This window comes from Polyangium fumosum (assembly GCF_005144585.1).
Classification (GTDB): domain Bacteria; phylum Myxococcota_A; class Polyangia; order Polyangiales; family Polyangiaceae; genus Polyangium; species Polyangium fumosum.
In genome coordinates, this window is the sequence record NZ_SSMQ01000059.1 from 69,715 (window position 1) to 78,475 (window position 8,761).

Sequence of the window (8,761 nt, forward strand, 5' to 3'; positions counted from 1 at the left end):
TGTCGAGGCGACGGCCTTCGTGCCATGATGCCCGCCTCCCTTCGATGCGATACGCCGCCGTCTCCGCCCTCGTCGCCGCCTCGTTCGTCGCGTTCGCCGGTTGTCAGAAAGAGCGCACGAGCGTCACCCCTGCGTCCGCGCCGCCCGCGGCGCCGGGGGACGTGGCCGCCCGTCTCGGAGCATTGCTCTCGCGTTGTGAGAAGCTCGAGGGAACGACCGAATTTGCGACCGACAAGGGCGGCGCGGCGACGGTTCCGATCTGCAAGCTCGAAGGTGCCTTGTGGTGGACCGCCGACATGGACATCGATTGCGACGGCGGCCGGGGTGCCGCATGCAAGGCGGATCCGTATTACCAGTCGGAGACGGCCGCGGTGGACGCGCGCGGCAAGCCACTCGACGCGTCGACGTTGCCCTTCGTCGTCGTGCCGAAGCCGAGCCATGGGTTCGATTTCAAGGCCCAGGGGCTCAAGATGGGCAGCGTCGTCGCGGTCCTCTACAAAGGGAACGTCGAATACGGCATTCTCGGCGACGTCGGCCCCGCGGGCATCCTCGGCGAGGCGTCCTACGCGATGGCCGAGAAGCTCGGCATCCCTTCGAGCCCGATCTCGGGCGGGGTCGACAGCGGCGTGACGTACGTCGTGTTCACCGGCGACGGGTCCGTCGTGACGAAAAAGGAAGATTCGGCGGAGGCCGCGCGTATCGGGCAGGCGCGCGCGCTTCTGTTGATCGGCGCCCATTGACACGGGCTATCCTCGACGGCCTCCGGAGGCACTTCACGATGCATCAAGACCGCGTTCGCTTCAGCCAGGCTGCGCTCGACGCGCTTCGAACGAACTTCCGCGGCGAGCTCATCGACCCCGATCACGGCCGATACGATGCGGCCCGTGTCGTCTGGAATGCCCGGATCGACCGGCGGCCGGCGCTCCTCGCGCGCTGCACCGGGGTCGCCGACGTCCTCGCCGCCGTGCGGTTCGCGCGGGAGCAAGGCGCGATCGTCGCGGTGCGGGGCGGCGGGCATGACGTCGCCGGGAGCGGCGTGTGTGAGGGCGGGATCGTGATCGACCTGTCTCCCATGAAGGGCGTCCGTGTCGATCCCACGCGGCGCACCGTACGCGCGCAAGCGGGGCTCACCTGGCGGGAGCTCGATCACGAGACGCAGGCTTTTGGGCTGGCGACGACCGGGGGCCAGTGCTCCGCCACCGGGGTCGCCGGGGTCACGCTCGGCGGGGGGATCGGCTGGCTCATGCGCCAGCACGGCCTCAGCATCGACAACCTGCTTTCCGTGGATCTCGTGACCGCCGACGGCCGGCTCGTCACCGCGAGCGCCGACGAGAACGCGGAGCTCTTCTGGGGATTGCGCGGCGGCGGCGGCAACTTCGGGATCGTCACCGAAATGGAGCTGCGCCTGCACCCCGTCGAGCAGGTGAACGTCGCGATGGTGTTCCACCCGTCCACGCGATTTGCGGACGCGCTGCGGTTTTACCAGTCGTTCGTCGCGACGGAGCCGGAGCCCATGACGAGCACGCTGATCCATATCGAGCTCCCGGCCATGCCGCAGATCCCCGCGCACATGCACGGCACGCCCGGGGTGATCATCGCGGCCTGTTACAATGGGCCGAGCGAGGCGGCGGAGGCGGCCTTCGCGCCGCTGCGCGCGTTTGGCCCGCCGGTCGGGGAGCTCGTCAGCCCGATGCCGTATACCGCCCTTCAGAGCATGTTCGATACGGCGCCCGCGGGCGCCTACGGCTATGGCCAATGCATCCGCGCGCGGTATGTCTCCACGCTCGGGGACGAGGGCATCGAGGCCCTCGCGGCGCAACTTCGCGCGGCTCCGTCTGCCTTGTGCCTCTTCGAGATCCTGCACCTCGGGGGCGCGATCGCGCGGGTGGACGAGGACGCGACCGCGTTCCCGCGACGAAACGCCCCTTTTTTTGCGATGTTTCAATCGAGCTGGAAGGACCCGGCCGACGCCGAGCGCCACATCCGCTGGACGCAGGACGCCTGGGAGGCGACGCAGCCGTTCGCCTCCGGCGGCGTGTACGTGAACTTCCTCGACGACGGCGAGCCCGCCGGGCGGGTGCAAGAGGCCTACGGCGAGGCGAAGATGAAGCGCCTCGCCGCCCTGAAGCGCGCCTACGATCCGACGAACTTCTTCCGGATGAACAAGAACATCACGCCGTAGCGCGAGAGCGCCTTCGGGGCGGACGAGGTCCCTGTGTTCGGTCAGGCGCGGCGCCGCGGCGGCTCCGTGGGGGTGATGTGCACGCCGTGCGTGGGCTCGGCGTGCTCGGCGCCCGGGGGGTGGGGATGCGGCGGCGTGGGCTCGGCTTCCTGCTCCGCCTCGCGGAGCGAGGGCCCCTCGATCGGGAAGCCGCGCGCGTCGAATCCGCGCTCGCGCGCCTCGGTCTCGTCGGCCGAGAGCTCGTGATAATGCTCGTGACTGAAGACGGTCGCTCGGTTGGGTTTCTCGGCAGCCATGACGCTGCCCCTGGAGCCCCGAGGACACGGCGTCGAGCCCCACCCACGCCTCGGGCCGGCGGAGCCTCTCTACCGCGGATTCATGGCGAGGACGAACGGGCGGAGGCGGTGCCCGTCCGGGTCCTCGACCACGAAGGTGAAGCCGAAATCCATGTCGGTCGGCTCCTGCACCACCTTCAGGCCGAGCTGGGTCCACGCGGCATAGGTCGCGCGGACGGCTTCCTTGCTCGGTTCGCTGAACGAAATCTCGACGCCGCCCGCGGGCTTCGGCGTCGGCTCGACCTCGTCGGCGCGCCAGAGCCCGATCTTCAGGCCGGTCGGCAGCACATAAAGCACGAAGGTTTTCCCTTGTTCGACCGGCTCGCAGCCGAGGAGCTTCGAATACAGCTCGGCGCTCTGGAGGGGTTCACGGACGGAAAGCAGCAGATAGTTGAGGGTACGCATGGGCATCTCCATCGGGTGGACGGGGAGGGTATGCGCCCTGCGACTGTCAGGTTCCGGCAGTGGCGGGGAGGTTCTGCTTGGCGCGCCATTCCTTGACGAGCACGGCGCGGCGGCGCGGGTAACGTTCGTCCTTCGGCTCGACCGACTGGATACGATCGACGCGGAAGGCGCGGTAATCCTGCCGGAGCTCGCACCACGCGGCGAGCACCTGCACCTTGTCGAAGAAACCGATCAAGAGGGGCCAGACCGTGCGGGTCGTGCCTTCGCCGTCCTGGTCGCGGTAGGTGAGGACGAGCCGCTGCTCCTTGCGGATCGCGGCGCGAATCACCGACGCATCGATCACGACCGGCTCGCCCTGGGCCCTCGGCACGGTGAGCGTGGCCGCGTCGACGCTCTGGCGGAGGTCGTCGGGCAGCACGGCGCGGATCTTCGCCACCGCGTCCTCCGCCGCCGAGGCGAGCCGCGCATCGCCCCGCACCACGACCCAGCGCGAGCCGAGCACGAGGGCCTCGATTTCATCGACCGAGAACATCAGCGGCGGCAAGGTGAAGCCGGGCCGCAGCACATAGCCGAGGCCCGGCTCGCCCTGGATGTCGGCGCCCTGCGCCTTGAGCGTCGCGATGTCGCGATAAAGCGTGCGGATGGAAATGTCGAGCTCCTCGGCCAGCGCCGGGCCGGTGATCGGCGCGCGGCGGCGGCGCAAGAGCTGGAGGAGGTCGAGCAGGCGGGAGGCGCGAGACATGGGCCCATGCGAGCGGTCACGCGCGCGCGTGACGCCGATTCTCGCCGCGTAGCGTCAGACCTCGAAGAACGGCAGGTTGCCGATGAAATCGAGCTTGCCCACGTCCACGCCGTTGTGGCGGAGGATCGCGTAGGCCGTGGTGGCGTGGAAATAGAAGTTCGGCAGGGCCATCTTGACCAGGAAGTCGAGGCCCTTCAGCCCCTTGCCCGGCGCGAACGGCAGGACGATGGTGCGGGCCTCGGCGCCCTCGAACTGCGCGGGCTCGAGGGTCTTCAGCCAGGCGATCGTCTTGTCGAGGCGGGCGCGCACTTCCTCGACGGTCTTCTCGTTGTCCTCGAAGACGGGCGGCGTCACCCCGGCGAGGCGCGCGGCCGTGAACTTGGCGCCGTCGCTGATGGCCTGGAATTGCCGCACGAGGGGGTACTGATCCGGCGCGAGGCGCGCGCCGAGGAGCACGTTGACGTCGAACTTCTTTTGCTCGGCGAGGGCCTGCGCCTTGTCGAGCCATGTACACGCCTGGCCCACGATCTGAATGAGCTGCGGAACGAAGGGATCGTAGAGGTTCATGATCGTCTCCTTGGAGCGCCGACCCGTTCGGCGCTCTGCGAGATCGCGAAGCGAGCTCGCCTCGGGGGAACAGTTCTGCTCCATCTGACCCGGGGCCGCCAGCCCCGCGGATCTGGGCTGGACTTCAACCGAACGTGTACCCCTCTCTCGCGAGCGTGGTGCCCGTGCCGACGCCCGCCATCTCCGCCACGCTGCAAGCGGAAGCTCGTCGACGGCGATACCATGACGCGAGTCGCCGATGTGCTGACCGCGTCACTCGGCGGACCCCAACAGGATGCGCCCGCGAGATCCTTCGACATCGCGGGCGTTTCATGTCTCGTCATTGATGGCCATCAAAAACCCTGTTGCATCAGCAGACACCGAATGAAGAGTCGGCACCTCCGCAGTGGCATTTGCAGATCGATGGTGGGAGATGGGTCGTAAGGGTGCGGGCGGGACGGGTCCGCAGCGCTCCGGGGCTATTCGTCGACGACGTGGATCGGGAGCCAGCGGAAGCCGGTGACGCCTTCGTCGCGGAAGATACGCCAGATCTTCGGGGTGACGAGGAACAACGGATAGGGGAAGAGGGCGTCGCTCACGTCGCCTTCGAAGTGGAAATCGCCGAACCATTCCCAGGTGACGTTGACATCCCGAATGTCGACCAGGTCCGAGGAGCGGTAGGCAAGGCGGAGAGGGACCTCTTCGGGCATGCTGAAGCTACTCCGCCCGCACACGCATGGCGTGTATGGCTCGACGCCGCTCGAGCGGGGCGACATCGGAGGCAGGGTGTGCGTCGCGCACATCTGACGCCACGGGAGCTGGAAGTGGCCGCGCTGCTCGAACGCTGCCAAGACGCCCCGGAACGCGAGGCCGGTCGCGCCGCTCTCTGCGAGCGCGGCGGCGAGCTTCTCGTCGACGAGCATGTCGTTGTAGCAGGTCGCCGCCGCGCGCCGACCTTCGAGTACATGAAGCTCTTTCGCGTCGACGACTTGCGCGGACGTTTGCCGGGCCCCGGCGCCGCAATGTTTGCACGCATCGGACATGTCGTAGGTCGTGCCCACGCGTGGCCCCGCAAAGATGCTGCCCTCCGGGGAAAAGTACCAAACGGCGAGCAGGCGCGCCGCTTCGAGTTCGGCATTCGTGTAGACGTCCCACCGTCGTTCCCAAAACCGCACCTTTTGCTCGGCGAGCGCTTGGACGAGCTTGGTGAGCCGGCTGTCGTCCACCTCGAGCGTCACGTCCACAAAAATTTTTCGTAGTGCCGGTACATCATCCACGACGGCGACATCTGGGCCACAGCCTGCCGGATCCAGAATGGCTCGTGCCCCTCCGCTAACGTCGTTCCCGCCGAAACTGATCTGTACGAGCGTCTTCATCTTGCGTTTGCCATCGTCGCGGGGTCACTTGAAGAAGTATGGCTCGATTGCCTTGAGCCACTCGGGTCTGGAGGCGTAAACCTGCTGATAGGCTTTCCAGACCTGCCTCGAATCCAGAGCGCGAGTTGCCTTCTCCCTCAGCTTGGCGGTTATCACCTCGTGCTCCGCCTTCGTCAAGATCACGGCGGGCAGCTTGTCCAGATCCTTCGCCAACCTGTGCTTCCCCGCCACGGCTGCTTCCAGGATATGATGCGCCTGGTAGACTCCTTCGAGCCCGTCCGTGAACTTGCTCATGACCTCGTAGGGTCCGATGACTTGCATGTCCGCCAGCGTGCCGGCGAGCCGCTTCTTCCCGTACTTCTTCCGCAAGTACGCGATCGCATCCTCGCTGAGCTCCTTCGCGCCGTTGATCACGACGGGCAACTTTTTCTTCGCCGCCTCCGTCAGCTTCGCCTGGAACGCCTTGACCTGCGCCTTGGCCAGGGCCGAGAGCTGGAGAAAGGCGACAGCCGCCTGCAATGCCGGATGATCGAACCCGTCCGGGTCCTCCCCGCCCACGATGCCGTGCTTCTTGCCGTCCGTCCGGTGGAGGTCGTGGCTGGGATCGTCCGCGAGGCCGGCCGCGAGGGCGAGTTGCTGGGCGAGTTTGTCGAAGTCTGTCTCCTCCTTCTTCTCGTCGCCCTTGCCCTTTCCTTCGCCCTTGCATCCCTCCTTCGTCTGCGCGCACGGGACCGCGCTCACGAGCGCTCGCCCATCCCGGTGCTGAAGCTCGGGCAGCGCGCCTCCCCGGTCCACCAGCGTGCACGCGTCGTCCACGCACTTCGGCGGATGCACCTCGTCACGCGGGGGCAATACGCCCTCCTTGCCCAGGACCCCCTCCTTCGGCAAAACCATATCCTTCGAGCGCGAGCCTTCGGAAGCCGCCTCCTTCCGCGGCGGGTCCTCGCGACGAATACGATGCTTCTCCACCCGCTCCTCGACGCTGTCCGGGTCGCTCCCGCCTTTGCCGCCGCCTTTCTCGTCGCCGTCCGCCTTCTTCTTCGGCAGACAGCCAAGAGCCGCGTGCAGTTCCAAGGCGAAACGCCCGAATGTGGACGGGGCGCGCCCTTCGCCAGTCGTAGCGCTGCTCGAAGAGTCGGCGCCTCCGCAGTGGCATTCGCAGATCGATTGAGGGAGGTGGGTCGTAAGGGTGCGGGCGGGACGGGCCCGCAGGGCTGCCCGCGTTATTCGTCGACGACGTGGATCGGGATCCAATCGAAGCCGGTGACGCCGGCGTCGCGGAAGATGCGCCAGATGTTGGGAGTGACGAGGAACAGGGGGTACGGGAAGAGGGCGTCGCTCACGTCGCCCTCGAAGCCCGAATCGCCGAACCATTCCCAGGTCACGTTCACGTCGCAAATATTGGCCAGGTCAGCGGCGCGGTAGAAGATACGGGTGGGGATCTCGGAGGGCAGATAGAAGCCGCTCCGCCCGCAAGAGCAGGGGTCGTAGCGCTCGATCCCAGTCGAACGCGCCGACATCGGCGGCATCGTGTGCGTGGCGCAAAGCTGCCGCATGCTAAGCTGGAAGTGACCCTTCTTCTCGAACGCTGCAAAGACACCCCTGAACGAGATCCCAGTCGCGCCGCTCTCCGCCAGCGCCACGGCGAGCCTCTCATCCACGAGGAGATCTTCATAGGTGGTGGCTGCTGCTCGTCGTTCCTCGAGTACATGGAGGGTCTCAGCCTCGATGATCAACGCTGACGTCTGCCGGGCCCCAGCGCCGCAACGCATGCAGGCCTCGGACACGTCGTATGTCGTGCCCATCCGCGGGCCCGCGAAAATCCTGATCCCGCCTGGATGGCAATACCAAGCGACGAGCAGGCGCGCCGCTTGAAGTTCCTCGTCGGTGAAGCGGTCGCGGCGGCGCACGGAACACCGGATGCGGCGTTCCTTGAGGAGGCTCTGGAGGAGTGACAACCGTTCGTCCCTCTCGTCCAGGGTGATAATGGTTGCGTCTGCGACCTCGTCGAGGACCGCCACATCTGGCCCACACCCGGCAGGACCAAGGACGGCCTGGGGTCCCCCGGGAATGCGGTCGTTGATCAGTATCATCTGCGCCTCGGTCCACATGTTCGCCTCGATGACTACTTACTTCCTGAAGTACGGCTTGATCGCTTCGAGCCAGTGCGGGAATGGCTCGTAGACCTCTTCGTATAGCTTCCACAACGTTCTGCTGTCCAGCTTCTCTGGTCTTTTTAAGTTTAGCGCATTCGTGATCCTCTTATGCTGCGCTGCCGTCAAGATGACCGACGGAATCTGATCAAGCTGCCCCTTCGTGAGCCTGAGATGCCCCCCCATCGCCTGCTCCAGGATATGATGCGCCTGGTACGTCCCTTCGAGCCCGTCCGTGAACTTGCTCATGACCTCGTAGGGTCCGATGACTTGCATGTCCGCCAGCGTGCCGGCGAGCCGCTTCTTCCCGTACTTCTTCCGCAAGTACGCGATCGCATCCTCGCTGAGCTCCTTCGCGCCGTTGATCACGACGGGCAACTTTTTCTTCGCCGCCTCCGTCAGCTTCGCCTGGAACGCCTTGACCTGCGCCTTGGCCAGGGCCGAGAGCTGGAGAAAGGCGACAGCCGCCTGCAATGCCGGATGATCGAACCCGTCCGGGTCCTCCCCGCCCACGATGCCGTGCTTCTTGCCGTCCGTCCGGTGGAGGTCGTGGCTGGGATCGTCCGCGAGGCCGGCCGCGAGGGCGAGTTGCTGGGCGAGTTTGTCGAAGTCTGTCTCCTCCTTCTTCTCGTCGCCCTTGCCCTTTCCTTCGCCCTTGCATCCCTCCTTCGTCTGCGCGCACGGGACCGCGCTCACGAGCGCTCGCCCATCCCGGTGCTGAAGCTCGGGCAGCGCGCCTCCCCGGTCCACCAGCGTGCACGCGTCGTCCACGCACTTCGGCGGATGCACCTCGTCACGCGGGGGCAATACGCCCTCCTTGCCCAGGACCCCCTCCTTCGGCAAAACCATATCCTTCGAGCGCGAGCCTTCGGAAGCCGCCTCCTTCCGCGGCGGGTCCTCGCGACGAATACGATGCTTCTCCACCCGCTCCTCGACGCTGTCCGGGTCGCTCCCGCCTTTGCCGCCGCTCCCGTTTTCGCTCCCGCCGCCGCCGCCCTTGCCGCTCCTGCCGCCGCCTTTCT

Annotated in this window: 9 protein-coding genes and 1 pseudogene; 2 read left to right on the forward strand and 8 right to left on the reverse strand. The window is 66.7% G+C overall.

The features are described from left to right. The first annotated feature begins 44 nt into the window (after nt 1–44). Together E8A74_RS38785 and E8A74_RS38790 are read left to right on the forward strand one after the other, a co-directional pair. Nucleotides 45–740 carry a glycoside hydrolase family 75 protein gene (locus E8A74_RS38785; RefSeq protein ID WP_136934145.1) on the forward strand — a complete coding sequence of 232 codons (696 nt, stop codon included), beginning with the start codon at nt 45–47 and terminating at the stop codon, nt 738–740. Between the two features lie 38 nt (nt 741–778). Further along, on the forward strand, nt 779–2,182 hold the full coding sequence (locus E8A74_RS38790; protein ID WP_136934146.1) for an FAD-binding oxidoreductase: 1,404 nt from the start codon (nt 779–781) through the stop codon (nt 2,180–2,182). 41 nt (nt 2,183–2,223) lie between these two features. On the opposite strand, the gene E8A74_RS38795 is transcribed toward E8A74_RS38790, so the two are convergent. The 8 genes and pseudogenes from E8A74_RS38795 to E8A74_RS53230 all read right to left on the reverse strand — a co-directional run. Beyond that, a complete protein-coding gene (locus E8A74_RS38795) occupies nt 2,224–2,478 on the reverse strand; it encodes a hypothetical protein (protein ID WP_136934147.1) in 255 nt (84 codons plus the stop codon). A gap of 69 nt (nt 2,479–2,547) precedes the next feature. Then, nucleotides 2,548–2,922, reverse strand: a complete 375-nt coding sequence (locus E8A74_RS38800; protein WP_136934148.1) for a VOC family protein — start codon at nt 2,920–2,922, stop codon at nt 2,548–2,550. Nucleotides 2,923–2,968: 46 nt separating this feature from the next. Further along, nucleotides 2,969–3,664, reverse strand: coding sequence for a helix-turn-helix transcriptional regulator (locus tag E8A74_RS38805; protein ID WP_136934149.1), 696 nt, complete (start codon nt 3,662–3,664; stop codon nt 2,969–2,971). Between the two features lie 54 nt (nt 3,665–3,718). Next, a complete protein-coding gene (locus tag E8A74_RS38810) occupies nt 3,719–4,231 on the reverse strand; it encodes a DUF1993 domain-containing protein (RefSeq protein ID WP_136934150.1) in 513 nt (170 codons plus the stop codon). 458 nt (nt 4,232–4,689) lie between these two features. Next, the gene (locus E8A74_RS38815; protein WP_136934151.1) at nt 4,690–5,454 is read right to left on the reverse strand and encodes a hypothetical protein; all 765 of its coding nucleotides are present in this window, start codon (nt 5,452–5,454) and stop codon (nt 4,690–4,692) included. Between the two features lie 156 nt (nt 5,455–5,610). Continuing rightward, the gene (locus E8A74_RS38820; RefSeq protein WP_136934152.1) at nt 5,611–6,660 is read right to left on the reverse strand and encodes a hypothetical protein; all 1,050 of its coding nucleotides are present in this window, start codon (nt 6,658–6,660) and stop codon (nt 5,611–5,613) included. Between the two features lie 149 nt (nt 6,661–6,809). Beyond that, entirely contained in the window at nt 6,810–7,697 is an 888-nt protein-coding gene (locus E8A74_RS38825; RefSeq protein ID WP_136934153.1) for a hypothetical protein, read from the reverse strand. Nucleotides 7,698–7,715: 18 nt separating this feature from the next. Beyond that, nucleotides 7,716–8,761 (reverse strand): annotated as a pseudogene (locus E8A74_RS53230) (hypothetical protein); the annotation flags it as partial.

Excerpts from the sequence above, each read along its gene's own strand:
- E8A74_RS38805 (WP_136934149.1), bottom strand. The coding sequence starts at position 3,664 with ATGTCTCGCGCCTCCCGCCTGCTCGACCTCCTCCAGCTCTTGCGCCGC.
- E8A74_RS38825 (WP_136934153.1), bottom strand. The coding sequence starts at position 7,697 with ATGTGGACCGAGGCGCAGATGATACTGATCAACGACCGCATTCCCGGG.
- E8A74_RS38795 (WP_136934147.1), bottom strand. The coding sequence starts at position 2,478 with ATGGCTGCCGAGAAACCCAACCGAGCGACCGTCTTCAGTCACGAGCAT.
- E8A74_RS38790 (WP_136934146.1), top strand. The coding sequence starts at position 779 with ATGCATCAAGACCGCGTTCGCTTCAGCCAGGCTGCGCTCGACGCGCTT.
- E8A74_RS38810 (WP_136934150.1), bottom strand. The coding sequence starts at position 4,231 with ATGAACCTCTACGATCCCTTCGTTCCGCAGCTCATTCAGATCGTGGGC.
- E8A74_RS38785 (WP_136934145.1), top strand. The coding sequence starts at position 45 with ATGCGATACGCCGCCGTCTCCGCCCTCGTCGCCGCCTCGTTCGTCGCG.
- E8A74_RS38800 (WP_136934148.1), bottom strand. The coding sequence starts at position 2,922 with ATGCGTACCCTCAACTATCTGCTGCTTTCCGTCCGTGAACCCCTCCAG.